17 protein-coding genes and 2 pseudogenes are annotated in these 20947 nt (G+C 68.2%); 9 read left to right on the top strand and 10 right to left on the bottom strand.

Translation table 11 applies throughout. The features are described 5' to 3' along the window. The first annotated feature begins 142 nt into the window (after window positions 1–142). From ACFV88_RS29915 to ACFV88_RS29900, 4 genes and pseudogenes are all read left to right on the top strand, one after another. A pseudogene (locus tag ACFV88_RS29915) lies at window positions 143–1632 on the top strand (Mu transposase C-terminal domain-containing protein). Next, window positions 1629–2402 carry an AAA family ATPase gene (locus ACFV88_RS29910; protein ID WP_385495143.1) on the top strand — a complete coding sequence of 258 codons (774 nt, stop codon included), beginning with the start codon at window positions 1629–1631 and terminating at the stop codon, window positions 2400–2402. The pseudogene ACFV88_RS29915 and the gene ACFV88_RS29910 overlap by 4 nt, the downstream one beginning before the upstream one ends. A gap of 127 nt (window positions 2403–2529) precedes the next feature. Continuing rightward, window positions 2530–2868 (top strand): hypothetical protein, encoded by a 339-nt coding sequence (locus ACFV88_RS29905; RefSeq protein ID WP_385495142.1) that lies wholly within the window; start codon window positions 2530–2532, stop codon window positions 2866–2868. A gap of 6 nt (window positions 2869–2874) precedes the next feature. After that, window positions 2875–3564 (top strand): hypothetical protein, encoded by a 690-nt coding sequence (locus tag ACFV88_RS29900; RefSeq protein ID WP_385495140.1) that lies wholly within the window; start codon window positions 2875–2877, stop codon window positions 3562–3564. A 138-nt stretch (window positions 3565–3702) separates the two neighbouring features. On the opposite strand, the gene ACFV88_RS29895 is transcribed toward ACFV88_RS29900, so the two are convergent. Next, window positions 3703–4788, bottom strand: coding sequence for a Wadjet anti-phage system protein JetD domain-containing protein (locus tag ACFV88_RS29895; RefSeq protein WP_385495139.1), 1086 nt, complete (start codon window positions 4786–4788; stop codon window positions 3703–3705). Window positions 4789–5181: 393 nt separating this feature from the next. On the opposite strand from ACFV88_RS29895, the gene ACFV88_RS29890 reads away from it, so the two are divergent. Further along, window positions 5182–6273, top strand: a complete 1092-nt coding sequence (locus tag ACFV88_RS29890) for an IS110 family transposase (RefSeq protein ID WP_385495150.1) — start codon at window positions 5182–5184, stop codon at window positions 6271–6273. Here ACFV88_RS29890 and ACFV88_RS29885 read toward each other — a convergent pair. From ACFV88_RS29885 to ACFV88_RS29875, 3 genes are read right to left on the bottom strand one after another with little or no spacing between them, the layout of a single operon-like run. Next, window positions 6257–6460: a hypothetical protein gene (locus tag ACFV88_RS29885; protein WP_385495137.1), complete on the bottom strand. Its 204-nt coding sequence runs from the start codon at window positions 6458–6460 to the stop codon at window positions 6257–6259. The genes ACFV88_RS29890 and ACFV88_RS29885 overlap by 17 nt on opposite strands. Then, a complete protein-coding gene (locus ACFV88_RS29880; RefSeq protein ID WP_385495136.1) occupies window positions 6453–7019 on the bottom strand; it encodes a hypothetical protein in 567 nt (188 codons plus the stop codon). The genes ACFV88_RS29885 and ACFV88_RS29880 overlap by 8 nt, the downstream gene beginning before the upstream one ends. Beyond that, on the bottom strand, window positions 7000–7257 hold the full coding sequence (locus tag ACFV88_RS29875; RefSeq protein ID WP_385495135.1) for a hypothetical protein: 258 nt from the start codon (window positions 7255–7257) through the stop codon (window positions 7000–7002). The genes ACFV88_RS29880 and ACFV88_RS29875 overlap by 20 nt, the downstream gene beginning before the upstream one ends. Window positions 7258–7289: 32 nt before the next feature. Here ACFV88_RS29875 and ACFV88_RS29870 point away from each other — a divergent pair, with 32 nt between their 5' ends. After that, window positions 7290–7547, top strand: a complete 258-nt coding sequence (locus tag ACFV88_RS29870; RefSeq protein ID WP_385495134.1) for a hypothetical protein — start codon at window positions 7290–7292, stop codon at window positions 7545–7547. 89 nt (window positions 7548–7636) lie between these two features. On the opposite strand, the gene ACFV88_RS29865 is transcribed toward ACFV88_RS29870, so the two are convergent. From ACFV88_RS29865 to ACFV88_RS29855, 3 genes are all read right to left on the bottom strand, one after another. Further along, complete coding sequence (locus tag ACFV88_RS29865; protein ID WP_385495132.1) at window positions 7637–8287, bottom strand: hypothetical protein; 651 nt, start codon at window positions 8285–8287, stop codon at window positions 7637–7639. A 4-nt stretch (window positions 8288–8291) separates the two neighbouring features. After that, window positions 8292–8681: a hypothetical protein gene (locus tag ACFV88_RS29860; RefSeq protein ID WP_385495131.1), complete on the bottom strand. Its 390-nt coding sequence runs from the start codon at window positions 8679–8681 to the stop codon at window positions 8292–8294. Between the two features lie 165 nt (window positions 8682–8846). After that, window positions 8847–9998, bottom strand: coding sequence for a hypothetical protein (locus tag ACFV88_RS29855; RefSeq protein WP_385495129.1), 1152 nt, complete (start codon window positions 9996–9998; stop codon window positions 8847–8849). A 1282-nt stretch (window positions 9999–11280) separates the two neighbouring features. Between ACFV88_RS29855 and ACFV88_RS29850 the strand changes: the two genes are divergently transcribed. Beyond that, window positions 11281–15096, top strand: coding sequence for an AAA family ATPase (locus ACFV88_RS29850; protein ID WP_385495128.1), 3816 nt, complete (start codon window positions 11281–11283; stop codon window positions 15094–15096). A gap of 19 nt (window positions 15097–15115) precedes the next feature. Then, window positions 15116–15970, top strand: a complete 855-nt coding sequence (locus ACFV88_RS29845; RefSeq protein ID WP_385495126.1) for a serine peptidase — start codon at window positions 15116–15118, stop codon at window positions 15968–15970. A gap of 356 nt (window positions 15971–16326) precedes the next feature. On the opposite strand, the pseudogene ACFV88_RS29840 reads toward ACFV88_RS29845, so the two are convergent. Then, window positions 16327–17330 (bottom strand): annotated as a pseudogene (locus ACFV88_RS29840) (IS5 family transposase). On the opposite strand from ACFV88_RS29840, the gene ACFV88_RS29835 reads away from it, so the two are divergent. Next, on the top strand, window positions 17329–17592 hold the full coding sequence (locus ACFV88_RS29835) for a hypothetical protein (protein ID WP_385495125.1): 264 nt from the start codon (window positions 17329–17331) through the stop codon (window positions 17590–17592). The pseudogene ACFV88_RS29840 and the gene ACFV88_RS29835 sit on opposite strands and share 2 nt — an antisense overlap. A gap of 346 nt (window positions 17593–17938) precedes the next feature. Here ACFV88_RS29835 and ACFV88_RS29830 read toward each other — a convergent pair whose 3' ends face one another. Further along, complete coding sequence (locus ACFV88_RS29830; RefSeq protein WP_385495124.1) at window positions 17939–19591, bottom strand: flavin-containing monooxygenase; 1653 nt, start codon at window positions 19589–19591, stop codon at window positions 17939–17941. A 492-nt stretch (window positions 19592–20083) separates the two neighbouring features. Beyond that, window positions 20084–20428, bottom strand: coding sequence for a hypothetical protein (locus ACFV88_RS29825; protein ID WP_385495123.1), 345 nt, complete (start codon window positions 20426–20428; stop codon window positions 20084–20086). Window positions 20429–20947: the final 519 nt, after the last annotated feature.

Genomic DNA, 20947 nt, shown 5'->3' with positions numbered 1-20947 from the left:
AACGAATGAGCAACACCGACCCGAACACGACCACTCATTCCGCGAAGCCCCAGGTCAGAAATCCACCTTCTACTCAGATCCACCGGCCGACGACAGTGCCGGAATAGCGGTGTTCACCGCCCGCACGGGGCGGCTGGCCGCGCTGCCGCGGCTGCTGTCGCTGGACCAGAGCGGCGAGCTGACCAGCGCGCACGTGAAGCTGGTGGCCACGGCCGTGGGCCGCTCGGAGCGGGCGGTGTGGCGGTGGGTCGCCGAGGCGCGCGCCACCGGCCACGCCGATGCGGCGTCCCGGACACGGTTCCGCGTCACACCTGAACTGCGGCGGCTGCTGGTGTGGGGAGGCAACGCCTCCGCCGTGCACCGTGAGCTGAAAGCAGCGGGCCCTGGACGATCCGCAGTTGCCTGCGGCCCCGTCGCTGTCTACGCTCCACCGGGCGCTGCGCCGGGACCTGACGCCCGGGGAGCGGGCCGGGCTCGCCAAGGGGGAGGCCGCCCGGCGGGCCTTCGACGTGTTCGGGCAGCGCCCTCCCGCGCACCGCAACGCCGCCTGGGAGGGCGACCACAAGTGTGTGCCCGTGCGCGTGCTGCTCGAGGACCAGCTCGTGCAGCCCTGGGTGACCTGGTTCATCGACTGCCACACCAAAGTCATCACGGGGGTGGCCGTGACGCCGCACGCCCCCAGCGCGGATGGGGTGCTGGCGGCCCTGCGGATGGCCCTGGACCGTGCCGAGCCCTTCGGCCCGGCCGGCGGCCTGCCGGGCCGGATCAGGGTGGACCGCGGCAAAGAGTTCCTGTGTGCCACCGTCGCGTCGGCCTTGGGCGCCTTCGCCGTGCCCGTCGTCGATCTCCCGGCCTACAACCCTCATCTGAAAGGCACCATCGAGGCGCTCAACGGTGCGGTCGAGGACATGCTGTTCGTCTCCATGCCGCGCTACGTGCACCGGCGGGCGCACCGCGGATCCGGACGAGCCCGCGCTCTCCTTCGAGGCGTTCGTGGAGCTGCTGCTGAAGTGGGTGCACTGGTGGAACACCGAGCACCAGCCCAGGGCGCTGGGCGGCCGCACCCCGATGCAGGCGTGGTCGGGCGACCCCACTCCCCTGCACGACGTTACCGCCGAGCAGCTGGCCCATTTCGGGCTCGAGGACGACGGACGCACCCGCACCATCACCACGCAGGGCGTGCAGTGGCGCAACCGCCACTACATCGCCCCCTGGATGGTCGGCCAGGCCGGCGTCCGCGTCGCGGTGCGCCACCTGCCCCATCATGACCTGACCATCGAGGTCTTCGGCCTGGACGGCGTGCACCTGGGCAGCGCCGTCCTGGCCGAGGCAGCCAGCGAGGAGCAGGTCAGCAAGGTCCGCAGGGCGCGGCGGCTTCGCGCGGACATGAAGGCCGCCGCACGGCTGCGCCGCGAACGCTTCGAGGCCGTCACCACCGCCACCCCGCCCGAGCGTCTGGGTGCGCTGACCGAGGCGGAAGCCGAGGCAGAACTTGCCGCATCGGACGCCACAGGCCTGCGGCGTGCCGATCCCGGCTACATCCCGCACCAGCCCGTCCCGGACGGCTGGGCCCGCCCGGTCACACCGGCTGCGGACGAGCCGGGAAACGACCCCTCTGAGGAGAACGTGTGAGCGGCGACATGGACTACGGCAGGCTGCCCGCCGAGGACGAGGACCACTTTCACCGCCTCGATGCGCACCTGGTGGCCACCGATACGCTCATGACGACCCTGGACGACGTGCAGGCGACGATCGACGCCAAGGCCATGATGGTCGCCTACGGAGCGGCCGGATACGGGAAGACGATGTCGGTGAACTCGGCGCTGCGCAAGATCGCCCCCGACAACACCTACCGCCTTGAGCTGCGCTCGGGGCCGACTCCCCGCGGCATCCGCCACGGGCTGTTTCACGCCCTGGGGCTGCCCGGGGAACCACCGACCCGGCCGATCGAATTCGACACACTTCTGAAGGAAACGCTGTCGCAGACGTTCCGCGTGCTGGTGTGCGACGAGGCCCAGTGGATGGGCCGCAGTTCGTTCGAGTACTGGCGCCACCTGTGGGACGACCGCAACACCGACATCGCGGTGATCTTCGCCGGCGGCGATGACTGCTACAAGGTCCTCAAGCGGGAGCCGATGCTGGCGTCACGGATCTTCATCTGGCAGAAGTTCACGCGCATGCCCGAGGCCGAAGTCGTCGGCACGCTGCCGGCATTCCACTCCCTGTGGGCCGGAGTGGACCCACAGATGATCCGCAACATCGACCGGGCCGCGGCCCACGGCAACTTCCGCAACTGGGCCACCATCACCAAGCACATGCTCAACGGTATGAAGAAGAAGGGCCTGACCGAGGTCAGGCAGGACCTCGTCAACTGGGTGTACAGCAAGCTGGGTGGAATGTAACAGCCGCCGCACATGCGCGGCGGCCCGGGAAGTACGGGCCGCCGCCGACTTCGCGCGCCGTACGGACCGGCCCTGAGGTCTTCCGTATCCGGGTCGGTGTGTGCGGTGCGCGGCTGGAAGGGAGGTGGTGGCGCTGGTCTACGGCGACGTGACGATCGTGGTGGATGAGCGGGACGACCTGTTCTACACCCAGGCCGCGCTGCAGGCCCACCAGCCCGGGGAAGGCCGCATCACCGTGCAGCCGACGCCAGCCAGCGGCAGCCCGGCCGCGCTGGCGCAGGACATGCTGTATGCGCTGGGCAAGCGGCTGGCCCCCGGGCCCAACTCCCCCGATGTGTGGCTGGACTCGGTGAACGCGGCCTGGCTCGCCGCGGCGGCCTGGGGGGTCGCGACCGGGGTACGGCACGTTATGGTTCCCCGGGCCCATCTGCTGACCTTCCGGCGAATCGACCAGCTGCTCGCCTGACGCGAGTTGACGGGGGCTCAGCTGACTCTGCTGTGGCAGAAGCCGCCGCGCGGACTGCCGCTGGCGCTGGCCCGCGTGGAGCGCCATATCAGCAGCCGGGAACAGTTCGAGGCGCTGCTCGCCGAGCCGGGACCGATACCCGCGCGCCCGTCCTTCCCTCCCGCTATCCCGGCGGTCACGGTAGCAGCGGCGACGGCTGCGGGGCAGTCACCCGCCCCGCAGCCGCATGGGACCGGGGCGGCGGCGATGAGGCCCGGACGGCGAACCAACCCTTGTGCCGGTGCGTTGGCCACGGCGCAGTTGGTCCAGGCCGCCCCTGCCATCGAGATCGCGTCCGAAGACACCACCGCTCTGGCCACTCTCGCGCACCCGCTCATCGCCGGAGCGCTGAGCGTGCTGGCCTTCACCCGGGCCGACCTGGGCAGCCCGCGCTTCACCCGCGACCTCGACATCACCGGCGACGTCTCCACCATCAAGCTCCACGGGGTCGGCCATCGCAGCTGCCCGCTGTACGCGGTCCCTGCCTGGGCACGCCTGCTGCTGGCCGGCGCCCGAGCCCACCACCGCCTGACGGGCCGGCCCGGGGACAGCGTGTTCGCCCCCGTGCTGGTCGCCGAGGCACGCCATCTGCGTGCACACGCCGGGCGTCTGCCCCGACTCGACCTGACCCGGCCCGCTGGCATGCTTGTCCCGTGAGCTGGCGGTGCCGACCGTCCGCACTGAGCGCCACACGGCACAGCTGAGGTTGCCGATCGCGGCAGCCACGGCCCACGGTGGGAGGGCTGGAGCGGTGGAAGACAGTCCCAACCGCCCGCTCTGCCGTGTGCCGCAAGGTCAGCAGTTGTCGGGCATCTGCACGGCTTCCAGCAGGCCCGGGAGTGCGGGCAGGACTTCGTCGTAGAGGGTCTCCTGCTCGCAGCCGTGCCCGCCGGTTCGGGCGATCTCGTCGGCCAGATCGCGCAGGGCCTCGATGCCCTGGTGCGCGAGCCGGGCGGCGAGCTTGCGGTTCTCCTCCAGTTTCGCGGGCTCCTGGTGGTATTTGGTGCCGGCACGGTAGAGGTCGACGGTCATAGCGACGGGGGTGACGGGCCGCCCGATGCGGTCGGCGAGGTTCCCGATGATGCGGATGCCGTGGGCGTCGAGGTCGCCCCATGCCGCAACGGGCAGGCCGTCGAGGCCGCGGAGAAACTCGGCCAGCCCGTCGGTTGCGTAGCCCTTGCCCCAGATGCACAGCCAGGTGTCGGCGATCTCCCGGATCTTGCAGACCTGTTCGAAGGTGTCCTCGTTCTCGATCAGGAAGATGCCCTGGGCGTCGCAGGAGATCATGCCGAGGGCGCGGACACCGCGGGCGGGAAGGGCGAGCCAGGGGTTGCAGGCTGCCGCATCGGCGATGACGGTTCCGACGCGCCACTGCAGGGGGCCGCGGATGCGTAGTTCGGTGTCGGCCTTGTCGACGGCCTGGTCGAAGGGGATGCCGATCAGGTTGGAGAAGGCCTGCTGCCTGGCTGGGGTCCAGGTGCTCTTGGTGTTGCGCAGGCTGCGTCCGGCGAGTTCCTTGGCGGTGATCTTGCGGGGGGTGTCCTGGCCGGGCCACCAGATGCCAGCGGCCCGGATGGCGACCTCGTACACACGCCAGTCCTCGGCTCGTGTGGCGGTGCCTTCGGGGATCTTCAGGACGCGCCCGGGTGGTGTCTTGGCCAGCAGCGCGTGTTCATAGGCGAGTTGAGGGACGTCGGCCATGACGTCGAGGAGCTCGCGGTGCAGGTCTTCGGGGTGCTGGCGGCCTTGGAGTTCGGCGAGTTTATCCTCGGCGAGTTCGGCCCACGACTGGGTCAGGGTCCATGACCGCGGGCTGTAGGCGGTGCCGTTGACGACGTCGCAGCGCAGGATGACGGCGCCGCAGCGGATGAGGTCAACCACGGTCTGCCAGGCGTTCGCCGAGGTCGGCTTGGATGGTGGGCCAGCGCTTGGTGGTCTTAGTCCGCAGGACCTTCATCAGTTGTCGGGTGGTCAGGGCGGGCGGCGGCTCATAGGGGCTGACGGGGTGGTCGGCGACAAGGTCGACCTGCCGGGGACTGACAGTGAGGATGTGACGTGGCTTCTCCGACGGGTCTGACTCACGGACTGACCGACGTCTCGACTGTCTTGTTTGGGATTTGTCGATCCGCTCGGAGGAGCCGCCTCGCACGCGACCGGACGGGCGACCGTGACCTTATAGGAGCTTGGTCAAGAATCCCCGCCACTGTCCTGTCCGCCCGCCCGGCCGGCGCGTGCCGCCCCACCGGGATCAGCGAGAGGACGGCAGTGACCAGCATGACGGACCAGGCCCTGGAAGTCACAGGTGGCATCGACACGCACGGCGAGACCCACCATGCGGCAGTCGTCGACCGCCTCGGCCGTCACCTGGCCGACCGGGAGTTCGAGGCCACCGGCCCCGGATACCGCGAGCTCCTGGCCTGGCTGCTCGCCCAGGGCGCCGTGACGGCGGTCGGAGTGGAAGGCACCGGCGCCTACGGCGCCGAACTCGCCCGCGTCCTACGCGAAGCGGGACTGAAGGTCGTCGAGGTCGACCGGCCGGACCGCAAGACCCGCAGGCTGAAGGGCAAGTCCGACCCGATCGACGCCTACGCCGCCGCCGTGGCGGTGGCCTCCAGCCGGGCGAGCGGGACACCCAAGGCCCGCACCGGTGTCGTGGAAGCCGTGCGCGCCCTGCGCGTGCCGCGCCGCTCGGCCGTCAAGTCCCGCACCCAGGCGGTCAACCAGGCCCGGCAGCTGCTGGTCACCGCGCCCGAGAGGCTACGCGCCCCGCTGCGCGGGCTGACGGCCGCCCAGTTGGCGAAGGCATGCGCGCGGCTGCGGCCCGGCGACGACCTCGCCGACCCGCTGCACGCGGCCAAGGCCGCCCTGCGTCGGCTGGGCCGGCGGATCCTGGCCCTGACCGAGGAGATCAACGAGCTGGAGGCCGAGCTGAAGACGCTCACCACCCAGGCCGCCCCCGAGCTGCTGGCCCTGCAAGGCGTCGGCGCGGACGTGGCCGGGCAGCTGCTGGCCACAGCCGGAGACAACCCTGACCGGCTGCACTCCGAGGCCGCCTTCGCCCACTTGTGCGGCGTCGCCCCGATACCGGCCTCCTCCGGGCGCAGGGATCGCCACCGCCTCAACCGCGGCGGAGACCGGACCGCCAACCACGCCCTGCACACCATCGTGCTCTGCCGTCTGCGCTGGGACGACCGCACCCGCACCTACATGGAACGGCGCACCCAGCAGGGACTGTCGAAGAAGGACATCATGCGCTGCCTCAAGCGGCACGTCGCACGAGAGGTCTACCGCGTCCTCATGCGATCCCTCGACCACCGCACCACCACCCGGCAAACCACACAAAGCGACCTCACTGAAGCCGCTTGACATCCATAGGAGCATCCCGCCGTCGCTGGTCCCTGGGGACGCTCACGTGGATGGTGTCGTCGGCGTCCTTGGTGATGCGCGGCAGGGTGACGGCGGTGATGCCCGGCGGCAGGTTACGCAAGGGGACGGTCTCGCGGCCGTGTGCCTCGCCGATGAGGAGTGGAGGTCTGGGGGTGGGATCAGACATGGGCGCGTCCTGCGGTGATCCAGTCTTCGGTGAGTTGGGTACGGTCACCGTTGCTGTCGAAGGCCCATATGTTTGTGGGCTGGTTGATGATGTCGGCCGCTGATGCGTGGACGAACCACAGCAGTTCCCCGCAGACATCGGCGGCGTCGGCGAGGACGCTGTCCTGGCAGGTGCCGAGGATGGTCAGGTGTTGGTCACGGGCGACGTCGCGCAAGGCGGCGAGCATGTCCTTGCGGTTGACCTCCCCGAGGCTGTTGCCGAGTTCGTCCAGGATCAGGACTCTGCCCTGGGTCTGGGAGTCGGCCAGGAGTGCCGCGAGGACCAGCAGGATGGCATGCACCTTGGCCTGGGCGCTGTTGGCGTTTTCTCGGTAGGAGACATATCCGCCGCTGCGGGAGCGTTTCCATCGCGGGATGACTTGCCACTGCCAGTCACCGGCGCCCTGGGGGCGGACGCTGATGTGCTCGAGCTTGGCTCCGTGGCCGTCGCCACGCAGGTCGAGGTCGTTGAAGGCGACGCTGATCTGGGCGAAGAGGCCGTCAAGGTGCTTTTCGATCATGTCCTGGAGGGTTTCCAGGTTGGCGCAGGGCGGTGTCGAGGTAGGTGAGGCAGCGCGGGGCGGTGCCGTAGAGCTTATCGGCCATGGCCTGGGCGGAAAGGATCTGGCGTGTGCCCAGCTCACGCCACAGGGCGTCGGCCTGGATGCTGCGCTCGTGATCGGTGGGGGCGTCGGCGAGGTGCAGGCCTTCGGTCCAATTGGCTTGCAGGTAGGGGCGGTGGTGGCGATGCGGACCCACACGGTCAACGAGCTGGTGGCGGGGTCCGCGGGGTGAGCGAAGACGCCGACGATGTAGCCGTGGGTGACCGGAGAGGCATGGTGAGCTTGGTCAACGCCGGCTGCGTCGGGACGGAACAGGATGCCGCTGGCGTGCCGGCCCCCGTTAGCCTCCAGGCGCCACTGCGGGTCGGCCAGCAGCAGGGAGACGGCGATGAGGAAGCTGGTCTTGCCGGAGCCGTTCGAGTCGTCCTTGGGACCGAGGCCGGAGACGGCGATGAAGGTCTCCGGGAGGATCGGAACGGCGTGTGACGTAAGGCGGGCGATGTCGAAGGTCTGGACACCGACGAGTTGGTGGTCGCCGACAATGCCCCGGGACGGATCGGACGCGGGCGGAGTAGTCATGGTGTGTCGGGCACCTCGTGGTCGGGAGCGGCAGCCGGGGCCACGGCGCGGAGGGCGCGGCGGCGACGGATCGATTCGGCTAGGGGACCGTCGGGGTCTGCGAGTAGGATCAGCTGTTCGAACAGCTCGGCGCCTACGGCCGGCGTCAGGCACAGGAACTGGTTGCCCAGGACGTAGCCGGGTTTGGTCCGGCGGACCAGATCGGCGTCGGTCAGGCGCTGCAACGCGCCGGTGAGGGCCACGTCGGACACCTGGCAGTCCTTGAGCTGATCCCTGGGCACAGGGGTGCCCTGGGTCCACAGCTGCTCGGGCAGGGTGATGCCGGATGCTCGTGGAATGGCGACGCTGAACAGCAGGATCAGAGTGAGGACGGCGCAGTCGTCACGCGGCAGAATCCCGATTCCTTCGTGCGCCAGACGTTGTCTGATCTCGTCGGTGTAACCGGAAAGGTAGCCGCCGCCGACCGCCAGCAGAGTGCGTCCAGATGCAGCCAGGACCTGTTCCACCACGACCCGCAGCGGGGTCTCCGCGAGGGCGCGGTAGTGGGCCGGCCGCACAGGGAGCATGGCGGTCTCCACGGCGCAGACCGCCGCTCGGACGTCCGCCCGCCGGTTATGGGACAGGGCTTCCAGGGCCGGTACGTCCACCTGTTCAGCCCTTCCTCGGGGCGGGCAGGACGTCGTATCCGCCGCGGAGTTCGGCCACATCACGCTCGGACCACAGCGCGACCATGGGTCCGAGGCGGATCATGCCGTCGCCGGCGTCCGCCGAGAGGTGGCCGCAAGCGCGCAGGAATCGCAGAGCCGTCAGGAAGTGTGCGCTCTGGCCCAGTGCGGCCACGCCTTCCCGGGGAGTGAGGGCGTCCTGGAGGGAAGCCAGGGAGGCGATGACGTCCTCCTGCGCGGCGGGCTGTCCCGGGTACAGCGGCTGGCTGGGGTCGGGCCAACAGTGGCGGATGCAGCAGGCCAGTGTGACCAGGCGGACGGCCGAGGCGGTGCGGTGGGCGTCGCTGTCGCCCAGGGCGCCGCTGGCCGGTTCCACATCGGGGCCCAGCCGGCCATCAGCTCCTGGATACCGTCGGGTGTGACGGCCTCCACCAGACGGCGCTCCACATCGTCGACGGCGCGGCGCAGCCGGCTGAGTTCGGCGCGGTCCGCGGGGACGGGAACCGTGCGCAGGGCCCGGGCGCGTGCCAGCAGGTAGGGGTCACTCATGGGGGCTCTGCGGTGCGGCTTCGGTGTCGTCGTCCATGCCTTGGGGGCTGTCGGGGATGCGGTACGCGGTCACCGGTGAGGCGTAGGTGACCGGGCCTGCACCATCCACGATGACCTCGCGGGAGATGTCGAGCATGAACGGGATGGCTGGGTCCGCTGCGGCGCGCAGCAGCTCGACCAGGTGCTTGACCGCTGTCTGCCAGGGCAGGGCCCGCAGGGCGATGGTGACGTCGGCTTCGTCCTTGCCAGCCATGAGCAGGGTCACGGTGGCCTCCCGTCGCTGGCGGGCGAGCGCGGCCTTGGCGCGTGCGGCATCGACCGGGTCCGGGCCGGGCGGCCGCGACGGGGGGCGGGGTAGGCGCTGCCGTGGTGGTGGGGGCTGGTGGTCGGCTGCGGCGGTGAGGATCTGGCCCGTGGTGATCTGGACGTGCGGCGGATCGAAGACGGTCGTGGCGAACACCTGGGCAAGCGCGTCGGCGGAGGAGCGCCGGGCCGCGGTCACGTACTGCTCGGGAAGGAGCATGATGAAGTCGCGGCGGTTGGTGGCTTGTTGCATGAGCCGGTCGTGGAACTCGTTGACGGCTGCCGTGTAGCGCAGGGCTTCCTGGATCAGGCGGGTACCGGCAGGACGCAGCGCGGGGTACTGCTCGGCGACGGCGTGGACCAGGTGTTTTGCCTCCTCGAGCGAGGTGGTGTGGGCATTGTGGTGGCGCTGGCCGAGGAGTTCTTCGATGGGCCTGGTCCGCACGAGCCGCAGCAGGTGGTTGGTGTAGTTCGCCAAGCTGCGCCGGGCCTGCGCAATCTTGGCGGCTAGTTGCTCCTCGGTCAGGGAGCCGTTCAGGAGACCTTCCCGGGTCCGGTCCAGCAGCATGGTGATCTCCTGGACCCCGCCGGCCTCCCCGAGCCGCTCATAGACCAACAAGGCTGCGCCGCTGGTCGGGTTGAACACATACCGCTGGTCGTGGGCCTTGCCGCGCAGCGACTCCAGCAGACGAAGCTTGATGAAGATCCTGAATCTCGCATCAAACTCGCCGGCGGAGGCCACCGCAGCACACGCCTGGGCTATCTCCCCGCGGCTCAGGCCATGTTCGGAGCCGAAGTCGCCGAACACGTCCCGGACGGCCTCGGCGATGCGCAGTGCCACCGGATCGCGTGTCACTGCGCTCGGTGCAGCAGCGACCGGTGCCACGAATGGCGGTATGTGCTCTAGACCCTCCGCGTCGTCCTCCTGCTGCACGGAGAACAAGTCAGGCTGATCCGGCAAGTCCCCCTACCACCCCCGCATCACGTGCGTCCCTGGACCAGCATGACCGCTACCGGGCTCAAAGGGCCTGGAAACCACAAAACTTGTCTTTGTCCATCCCCAGCCCCAGCCCCAGCAGTGAGCGCGTGTCAGGTGCATCGGGATGGCCGAGGTGTCCATCGTCCGTCGTGCTGGAGCGGGGCCCCGCGTCGAGCCTGGCCCTCCCGGAAGGGGTGCGGGCCGGCTGGCAGGCCGATCTGGCGGGCACCCGGCTTCATGTCCTGGCAGCGGCAGGATGCTGTGGCAGCGCCGGTGGACGGGCGCGGTCGTCGCCGACCGGGGGGCCGTCGGGATGGTCGTACATCCAGGACAGGCCGCCCAGGTCGAGGCGTTGGCGGGTGCGGGTCGGTTCAGAGCCTTCGGCCGGGACCCTAGGATTAAGTTCGGGGTTTGGGGAGACGGAGGTAACGAGTGACGCAAGTCCTTGTTGTCGGCGTGGGTGACTTCAACGGGGATGACGAGGATGACGACGCAGATCCTCTGGCTCCTTCGAACACGTTGGAGGAGCTGCCTTCCGTGGCACCGGCCGTCGCCGGCTTGACCGCGCAGCTGGCCAAGACACCCGGGCTGAACGTGCTGGGCGGTCAGGCCTCGCTTGATCCCGACTCCGATACGCTCACGTGTCTGTGGAGAGGGGCTCTTCGGCAGGCACAGGCTAGTGCGGGCGCCGAGGCCCTCATCGTGCACTTCGCGGGGCACGGGGTGGCCGGACCGGGCGGTCGAACATTGTTCCTGGCATCGCGGGAGACGACGCGCAGGGATCTGTGGTGGACGGCTGCGCAAGTCGGAACGTGGCTGGGTGAGGCCGAAGCGGTGGCGGACGGACCGCCGGTATTGCTCCTGCTGGATGTGTGCGGGGCCGGCAGGGCCGTGATGCAGCAGCTCCTGGACGGAATCAGGGCCGATGACCGGCGTGCCTGGGTCATCGCGGCGTGCGCCCCTAACGAGAAGACGTATCAGGCACGGTTCACGGTGGCAGCCGGCATGGTCCTGGAGCGGCTGCGTGAGGGGCGGCTCGACATCTCCCCCGCTGTCGAACATGTACCGGTGGAGACGCTGGCGCGTGAGATCGACCGTGAGCTCGCCCGGTCGGCGGCTGTCGAGGACCTGTCCATCGCAGAGTGTGCTGCGGACCACCCATCCGGAAGCCCGTGCGCCGGTGCCGCCCTTCCTTCTCAACCCTTCCTACCGGGCTACAGCCGGCGGCCAGTTCCGCCAGGCGGTCGACCTGGGGCTGTGGCAGTTCGCGACCGCGGTGGACCCTGCGCTCGACCCGCTGCACTTCATCTCACGTGCCTCGGGAACCCCGCAGCAGCAGGACATCGCGCAGGGCTGCTTCTTCACTGGGCGCGACGAACAGCTGGGGGCTATCAAGCGGTGGCTGGAAGGGCCCAGCGAGCAGACCCTGATGATCGTCACCGGCAGCCCCGGCTCGGGAAAGTCCGCGCTGCTCGGTGTGGTGGCCTGTCTGGCTCACGCTCAGCTGCGTGAGGTGTCCCGGCAGGTTGCCGGCGCCGTAGGCCGGGATGTCAGGCCTGAGCTGGATCCCGATCTGGTGGCGGTTCACGCCCGGCAGCGGGGCCCCTCCGAGGTTCTGGCATCGATTGCCGCCCAGCTTGGGCTGGCGACAGATCCCGGACGGGGCTGGAGCGCTACGGCCCTGCTGAACCGGATCACCAACCATTGCCGCCGCCCCGTGACCATCGTGGTCGACGCCCTGGACGAAGCGTCCTTGGACACGGCGCTGGTAGAGGTGCTGAGAGAGCTGTCGCACGGACGCCGGCGGTTCGAGGAGGAGGATCCCCACAGAGACCTGGTGCTGTGCCGGGTCCTGGTGGGAACGCGGCCGTGGTGGGACAGGTATGCGGAACTGCTCGAGGACTTGGCCGACGACGAACAGCTCGCCCGTCTGGACAACAGCCTGCCATGGGGGAAGAAATACGTCCCCCTGATCAGGGAGCTGACAGCCAGTGGGCTGCTGGTCGATCTGGACAGCATCTCGGCCGAGCAGCGGACGGCAGAGCTGACCGGCTACATCTGCGACGTGCTGGAGACGTCTCGGACATACAGCGGGCCCGGTACTGCCGAGGTCCGCAAGGCCACTGCCCGCGCGGTCGCACAGCAGTTGGGGTTGCGCCACAAGTCCGGCGCGTTCCTGCTCGCCTCCCTGTTCGCGCACTACCTCGTCCACCGGGAAGCAGCCCCGAGTGTTGAGGAAGTGATCAAGAAGGTTCCGGCGAGCCTGCCGGCCATGCTGGATCTGCACCTGGACGTCCTGCAGCAGGAGCATCCCGCCATGTCCGCCGTGCTGGCGGCCGTGGCCCACGGATACGGGCAGGGCATGCCGCTCGAGGTGGTACACAGCGTCGCACAGGCATTCGTGGCGCCGGGCTGCAAGGCGCCGGACCTGGACGATGTACGCAAAGCGCTGTCCACAGCATCGTTCTACCTGCGGTTCAGCACCGATACAGACGGCCAGCGGTTGTATCGCTTCTACCACCAGAGCCTTGTCGACCATCTGCGCACCGCGCACGAGCGGCTGAAGCGTAGGGACATCTACACACGTGTTCTCGACACGGTTCCCGGCCCCTCCGAGGTTGCCGCCCGCAGATTCGGGCTGGCCCTCCCCTACGTGCTGCGGCATGCCGCTCAGCATGCCGTCGACGCCCGAGCCCTCGACGAACTGCTGCTGTCCGCCTCTTACCTCGTTTTCTGCGACCCCCTGCTGCTCCACGAGCACACGCAAGGCCGCACGGTGCGTGGACGGATCGCAACGCTGATGAGCCGTGCTGCGCTGTCGGCCGCACACGAACCGTGGCAGCGGCGCGAATGGCTCAGGAACACGGCAACTGTGTGGGACGAGCCGTGGCTCGTCGAGGCTCTCGACGCACTGGAGGAGCCCACAGCACAGCGTCCACGGGCAGCGATGCTGGTATTCGCCTGGGGCACGGCCGAGGCACTCACTGACGCCGACGAGCTCGAAACCTGGGGAACCGTCAGCCCGGTCCTCGTGCGGTGCTCACAGCGATGGCTGGCCGTCGGCGAAACCTACTCCGGGCAACTGGCGGTGTGGGACGTCCGGATGGGCACCTTCCTCTTCTTCCTTCACATGCCGGACGACGCTCCGCCGGACATGCTGCGCGGCAAGTACGGGCCCTTCGGCACGTTCGTAGCGGAGGGAACGTCTGACGGCCACGTCACGGTGTGGGACATCGACACCGGACAGGTGAAGACCACTTTCGAAACAGACGCAGTTCCCCTCACTGCGCTCGGCGTTGTCGAGCAGCGCGGCAGGGCACTCATCGTCGTCTGCGGTGGCGGCGAGGTGACCGCGTACGACATGGAGGGGTACAGGGTTGCTTCCCTGGACGTGATCGCCGACTGGCTGTCTGGGCTGGAGGCCAACGGGGGCGTGGAGAACCTGTTCGAGCCCGACATGGACATCGAGGGCTACAACTGCACCGCGGTCGGCGCCACCGTGCTGGATGGGACCGAGGTCTATGTGGCCGGTGCTGTCGACGGCGCTGTCCACGTCTGGGATGCAGACGGCAAGAAGCACGTCGTGTGGGCAGGAAGGCAAGAACCCATCACCAGTCTGCAGATCCTCACCGGCCCCGGTGGGCCGTTCGTCGTCACGGGCGCCCCAGACGGCAGCCGGGTGTGGGATCTACGGACCGGGGACTCACGGCTGCTGGAGGACATCAGGAGGGGCGCCTCCGGGGCAGTGATGCTTCACGACGGCGCACCGTGCTTCGCGTACTTCAAACGAGGCGCTGAGATCAGCGTGCAGCCCCTCGACGGTGGCCCGGTCATCCCGGATGGTGTGTGCCAACTGCCGCGCGGGCTTGAGAGAGTCAATGCCTTGGCGACGGATGACACAGGCTGGGCGGCAGTGGGCCGGATGTCAAACAAGTCGTTCCCAAGGGTGAGGACCGCCCTGCTCTCCCAGAGTGTGCGCGACGGCAGGACCTCGCTGCTGCCGACCACCAGGCATGCCTCCCTGGTGGAGCACGTCGCCGTGGCCAGGACGGTCAGCCACGCGTGGCTTCCGGCTGCCAGCGTGGACGAAGAGGGCACTCTCATCGTCTGGGACGCCCTGACAGGCAGAACGGTCTGGGCTCGCCGAAGGGAAGGCGTCAACGCCGTCAAGGTGGGGCGTCTGGCCGGGAGGAATGTCGTCTTCCTGAGTCACGGCTTCGGCAACGGGAGCAGGATCGAGTTCCTGAATGCCAGCAACGGGAGGCCGATCCGCGCTTCATTCGCACCACGGGACACAGTCCAGGAACTGTTCGTCGACGATGCGAGCGAAGTCACCAGAGTCGTCGTGCGCACCCGTTCTGGGATCTACACGCTTGGCTTCGAGGAAGGCGAGCCGGAACGGACGCTGTACGAGGAAGAGAACCTCAGGGCCGGAATGGCGCACTGCTCCGCATGGAGACGGGACAAGGACGACGACGTCGTGGTCGTCGCTCACACGAGGGACCGCCACGTCGGCTCAACCTGGCGGACGGACAGAACCCTGACCGTGCACTCCACAAGCGATGTCAACCGAATCCTGGCCAAGGACACACCGGCGATGGTCGACCTGGAGATCGGCCAGTGGGGCGAACACGATGCCATCGTCTGCGGTGACGAAGCCGGGTTCATCAGCGTGCTGTGCCTGAAAACCGGGCGGGAACTGGCGCACTTTCCAGCCCATACGGAAGGCGTGTGGTCCGTGGCGTTCGTCAGGAGGGGCAAGATGCCCCTGCTGGTTTCCTCGGGTGAGGACCATCGTGTCCGCGTCTGGGATCCTCGTGATCCTGGCGTAGCAAAGGAAGAGACTGTCTTTCCTGACAGCCTTGGGATCATCGCTGTCAGCGAGGCGGGCGTCTTCGCAGGGTTCGGCACCCGGGTGGCGTTCTTCACCTGGTCGGACCTGGCTGACAAGACAGACTGAGCAGGAGAACGAGGAGCTGATGAGCCGGATTGTGGTCGTCCATGGGGTGCGCAACTACAAGAAGGGGCTGACGCCGGAAGAAGCAGCGACCAAGCTCGCCGGCCGCTGGCAGGAGTACCTAGCGGCCGGATACAAGGACGCCGGCCTGGACCACCTCAAGGCTCCTGCGATCACGGCCACCTACTACGCCCATACCCTGCGCAACGCCGAGGGGCAGGGATCGGTCGACGAGCTCGACCAGGTCTCGCCGGCCCAGCAGCAGGCGGTTGTGGAATGGCTGCGCGTAGTGGGCATGCCGACCGATCCGGCGGAGGGTCAGTCGTGGGGCGGCATGCCAGTGCGGCAGGCAATCGACCTCGTCGCGCGCAGGCGGGGCATCACCGCCCAGCTCCTGGGCCGGATCGCGGTGGCGCTCATGCCGGAGGTCTACAGCTACCTTGCCTCCCCCGACCGCCGGCACCGGGCCCGGGAAGAAGTTGCCCGGACGATCGAGCACAGCGGCGCGAAGGTCGTCATAGCTCACTCTCTCGGGTCAGTCGTCACCTACGAAGCCCTGCACGCCCATCCCGGTCTCGGTGTCGAGGTCCTAGTTACGGTCGGCTCGCCGCTCGGGGTACCCGGAGCCGTGTTCGACATGCTGGATCCGGCGCCCGACACGTCCGGCAACGGAACACGGCCCCCAGGCATTCGCCATTGGGCCAACATCGCCGAGGCCGGTGACCTGGTAGCGCTCCCCCGCCGCCTGGGCGACCGCTTCCCCGTCGACTCACACCATGAAGCCCACATGTCGACCGTTGACTTCCACACCCTCGACACCTACCTCGCCAGCGGACTGACCGCTTCAGCGCTCGCTCCCCACTGCTACACGCTGTAGTCCGACCGGCTCAGGATGTCCGTCGCCTGCCAGGTCGGACGGCCCGGTGGAGGCAAGATCGAGGACGTTCCGCTGGGGTAGCGCGTGTGGCGACGGTGTTGGGGCGCGCCACCGGCGTGTCTGTTCCCAGTGGTGGTCTTCCACCGCAGTGTTGTTGCCCCAGCGCCAGGCGGCCACGCCCAGTGCGGCCGCGTCCGGGACGATGTCGGGCGCGACGCGAGCCCCCGCTATGCCGACGTCCCAACCCCGGTAGATGCTCAGCCACTGATCCTCGGTGATCTCACGCAGCACCTCGGTCGGCGGCAGCTGGCGTACAAAATCGACGCACTGCTGCTAGGGCCTGTATTGAGTCGTGATCAATGAGTGGTCCGGGTGAGGTCCTTGATCCAGATCATGGCGGCGCGGAGGTGGAGACCTGCGAGGTAGCTCTCGGGTGTTTTGTTGTATCGGGTGGCGATGCCTCGCCAGGCCTTCAGCTTGTTGATCAGGCGCTCGACGGTGTTCCGCTCCTTGTAGAGGCCGGTGTCGTGGCTGACAGGCCGGCCGCCTCGTGTGCCCTTCTTCTTCCGGTTGGCGGCTTGGTCCTTCTTCTCCGGGATGACCGCCTTGATGTGGCGTTTGCGTAGGTAGGAGCGGTTGTCACGGGACGAATAGTCCTTGTCCCCGGCGACCGCGCCGGGCCGGGTGCGGGGACGGCCGACGGGTCCGCGGACCCGCACCTTCTTGAGGACGGGGACGAACTGCGGGCTGTCCGCGGCCTGCCCTGCGGTCAGGATCACGGCCAGGGGCCGGCATTCACGGTCGGCGGCCAGGTGGATCTTGCTGGTCTGTCCGCCTCTCGAGCGCCCGAGTAGAGCGGCGTTCAAACGGAGCTTGTGCCGTCGCTGGACGCGCCGCCGTTCGGCCCGGCCGGGATCACCGACGTCACCGTGTCCGTCTTGTCCCGCCTCCCCACCCCCTTTTGCCAGGCCGCCTCCGCCTCCGCGGCGGCCTTCTCCAGGGCATCCAGAACACCCACGTCCAAGCGCATTCCGGCCGCGTCATGATGGGCGCGGACCGTCGTGGAGTCCACGCTGACCAACGACATGTCCACCCGGCCCCGCCCGCCCGCCTCGGCGATCACACCCTCCAGCAGCTCCTCGAAGACTCCAGCGTCCCGCCACTGCCTGAACCTGTTGTGCACAGTCGACCAGGCGCCGAACCGATCCGGCATCTCCCGCCACTGCGCTCCCGAGCGGAACCTCCAGATCACGCCCTCGAACTGCTGCCGCAACCGTTCGGGATACGGGCCATATTCACCGATCGGCAGATACGGCTCTACGAATCCCCACTCGTCGTCCGTCAGTTGCCCACGCGTCATGAGTACCGGACTACCGGATCCGCCCTCACAGCGACGGCAGATCCGACAAACCGATCACGACTCAATACAGGGACTAGCCCGCGACCTGATCACCTACCCCGAAACCGTCACCCTCGCCCGCACACTCGCCACCCTGCCGAACCGGCCACACCGCGACACCGGCAAGGCCCTCAACCTCATCGCCCACCGGCTGAACCTCGCCCGCCTGACCCCCAAGGCAAACGACCCCCTCTACGTCTTCCTCACCCACACACGCCACTGACCAGCCAACCCAGACTCCGAAGCCCCCAGAAAGCGCCGCCGCCTACAGACACACCACCACACCTATGAGAAAGCCAAGATCAATCCCACACAACTACCGGATCCCAGGCCAAGCCCCCGAACAACCAAACCGAACACGCCCCCAGACCACGCTCATCACGCCTGAGCGCAACCACTTCACCCCATCCCGAATCCCACTGCCAAAGACGAAACACCAGACCAAAACAGCCCAACCCCCTGAAAACCACTAACCCGTCACAGCGAGGGTCGGCCGGTCGTCTGGGTGGGGGGCGCACCCAGACGACCGGTGGAGGGTGGACGAGCGGGTTCCGGTGCTTTGGTGCCGGTCAGGTGATGGCGAACCCGGGGTAGCCGCTGGTGGCGACCTCGTGGCACTTCTGCCGGTAGGCCCCCACACCGCCGGTGTAGGAGAGGAGGCGTCGTGGTTTGCCGGACACATTGGATCCGGTGTACCAGCTGTCGGTGCTGGGGATCAGTGTTTCGGCGGCGATCTGCTCGTGATGTTCGATCCAGGCGTCTTCGGCTTCCTTGGTGGCCTCGATCGTGGTGGCGCCTTGGGTTCTGACGTGTGTGATGGCGTCGCTGATCCATTCGGCCTGTTGTTGTGCGCAGGTGGTCATGTTGCACAGCGCGGCTGACGGTGCCAGGGGGGCTCCGATGGTGAACAGGTTGGGGTAGCCGTGTATGCCGAGGCCCATCAGTGTGTGGATGTCGCGGCTCCAGTCTTCGGCGAGGCTGCGATTGTCGCGTCCCCGCACGTCGATGCGGGTCAGCGAGCCGGTGCCGGCGTCGAAGCCTGTTGCCAGCACGATGACGTCAAGTTCGTGGACGGTGCCGTCGCTGAGGACGATGCCCTCTGGGGCGATACGTGCGATCGGGTTGTCCCGGATGCCGACCAGTTCGACGTCCGGGCGGTGGTAGACCTCGAGGTAGTTGTCTTCGAGGGGGACCCGGCGGGTGCCGAAGCCGTAGTCGGAGGGGACCAGTATGTCGGCGAGCCGGTCGTCTCCGAGGCGGGCGCGCATCTTGTTCCGGACGAACTCCGAGATCTCGTCGTTGACCTCGCGTTCGAGGAAGAGGTCGGCGAATCCGCCTACCCAGAGTCTGAGCGAGCCGTCCGCGTAGAGCTCTTCCATCACCTCGCGGCGTCGTTGTGGGGTGTACTCAGCCCAGACGTGTGCGAAGTCGAAGTCGAATCCGGCGAAGGTGTGCGGGACGGTCGAGCTGACTTCGTCGAAGCGGGCTTTGTAGGCGGATTGCTGTTCTTCGCCGTAGACGCGGTTCTTCATCGGGAGTACGTACTGCGGCGTACGTGCGAAGACGGTGAGGTGCTGACCTCTTCCGGCGATTGTCTGGATCACCTGGATACCGGTGGCGCCGATGCCGACGACTCCGATGCGTTTGCCGGTCATGTCGACGTCCGCGGCCGGCCATTTCGCGGTGTGCAGGATGTCGCCGGAGAAGCCGTTCTGCCCCTCGAAGACATTCTCCAGGGGTGCGGAGAGCGATCCGGCGCAGCTGACGAAGAACTGCGCGTCGACGGTGTCACCGCGGTCGGTGCGCACCGTCCAGCGGCTGTGGTCCTCGTCGAACACCACACTGGTGATCGTCGTCGAGAACCGTATGTGGCCCCGGAGGTCCAGCCGGTCCGCGACGTACTGGGTCCAGCGCTGGATCTCGGGCTGACCGGGGAACCTCTCGGTCCAGCTCCAGCCCTTGTAGAGGTCCTCGTCGAACATGTACTGGTAGACGTGGGACTCGCTGTCGAAGCGGGCACCGGGATAGCGGTTCCACCACCATGTCCCGCCCACGTCACCGGCCTTGTCGAAAACCAGCACGCGCAGTCCCAGTCGGCGCAGCAGGTGCAGCTGGTGGAGCCCGGCGATGCCGGCGCCGAGAATGACGGCGTCTACCTCGACGCGCTTCTCGTCTGTCGCGTGGTACGCCGCCGGTAAGGAAGTTTCCTCTGAGGTGGTCATCCTGGCTCCTTCACATTGTGCGCGCACGGAGGGTTCAAGAACCGGGCCTTGTCGGTCATCGGGTGCCGTCGGGCAACGCGTGGTCCCTCTGCTTCTTGAGAGCGAGATCAGAGTTGTCGGCCTCGCGGCATCAGGTATCTCGACCAGTCTTTCCCGGAGTTTCGCTGATCAGTCCCTGCCGAAATCGGATGGTGTTGATCCGTCTGCGATCAGTCTTCGTGTCCTGAACGGTTGGTGGCCGTCGTAGGACGTCGGGCGGGCGCGTCGTCGTGGCCTCACTGGGGAGGGCTGGCGCGTGGTCCGATCCGTACGTACGTGGTCTGGGCTGTACGCGGCGGAGAGTGTCGCCCGAGCGGTCGTCGATTTCTTCGCGCGGTTCTTCAGCGGCGTCCTGCCGGGGCAGCGGGTTGGGCGGCTTGCGCCCTGGGCGGTCGGGGGCGCGTGCGGCGCTGTTCCGGCACTGTGGCCGGGTTGCGGGGGCGGGGGAGCGCATCATTGTCCGTCGTGGAGCCGGGTTTGTTGTCGTCCAGTCCCCGCCCCGCCACTCCATCCCCGCTTCCCGCTTTCCGGTCCTCTGATGCCGCTGTCCGCCGCGCCGCCCGGTCCACATAGGACTTGTACCCGCCCCGAGCGGCGCACCACCGCTCCACGGCCCGGGAAGGGGCTCCGTGCCCAGTGCCGGAGCACCGCGTCGATCAGCCCGTCCTTCACCGGGGCGCGGTGCTTGCCGCCGCTCCTCCAGCGGATCTGCGCGACCGACTCCCCCAGCCACTTCAGCGTCTTGTCCACGGCGGTGTCCTGGCACGACTCCAGCACCAGGCGGTGCTCGTCATCCATCAGCGCCCCCGCGATGTGTGCCGGCGCGCAGCGGACTACCGGCGGGGCGGTGGCCGTCGCCGACCATCACGCCGCGGAAGCAGTACCGCCACCCGTCACCCGGGCGGACCTCCGATTTACTGATCACCCGGCCATGGAAAACCGGCGTTGAACTGCGCAAAAGCGTGATCCGGGGTCCTTCCCGCCGGGCGGGAGGCCATCACCGAACCTTTACCATGGCGTCCGCCAAGCGGCCCGCCGTATCAGCCCGCGGCGGTGAGCCGCAGCCGTGTGCACAGTGCGCCGCATGAACACAGAACTGCTTCACTGAGACCTCTGCCCGCTGTACCACCGGCCCCGCACCCTGCGGATCACCGCCACGGTCCGGTCAGCCCAGTCCGACTACCCGACACGAATCGACACGGTTCCCCACTGCGACCACTGCGCCGACGACATGGCCCGCGCGCAGAAGTGGGCCGGCCTGATGCTCGCCCGCTACGAGAGCTGAACCCAGGCCGTGCGAACGCTGCGCCCCGACCA

Source organism: Streptomyces sp. NPDC059816, from assembly GCF_042732055.1.
Taxonomy (GTDB): domain Bacteria; phylum Actinomycetota; class Actinomycetes; order Streptomycetales; family Streptomycetaceae; genus Streptomyces.
This window is presented reverse-complemented; position numbering and strand designations above follow the sequence as displayed.

Coding starts and splice junctions, on each gene's coding strand:
- ACFV88_RS29890 (WP_385495150.1), top strand. CDS start 5,182: ATGACGGACCAGGCCCTGGAAGTCACAGGTGGCATCGACACGCACGGC.
- ACFV88_RS29885 (WP_385495137.1), bottom strand. CDS start 6,460: ATGTCTGATCCCACCCCCAGACCTCCACTCCTCATCGGCGAGGCACAC.
- ACFV88_RS29880 (WP_385495136.1), bottom strand. CDS start 7,019: ATGATCGAAAAGCACCTTGACGGCCTCTTCGCCCAGATCAGCGTCGCC.
- ACFV88_RS29845 (WP_385495126.1), top strand. CDS start 15,116: ATGAGCCGGATTGTGGTCGTCCATGGGGTGCGCAACTACAAGAAGGGG.
- ACFV88_RS29835 (WP_385495125.1), top strand. CDS start 17,329: ATGAGTACCGGACTACCGGATCCGCCCTCACAGCGACGGCAGATCCGA.
- ACFV88_RS29830 (WP_385495124.1), bottom strand. CDS start 19,591: ATGACCACCTCAGAGGAAACTTCCTTACCGGCGGCGTACCACGCGACA.
- ACFV88_RS29825 (WP_385495123.1), bottom strand. CDS start 20,428: ATGGATGACGAGCACCGCCTGGTGCTGGAGTCGTGCCAGGACACCGCC.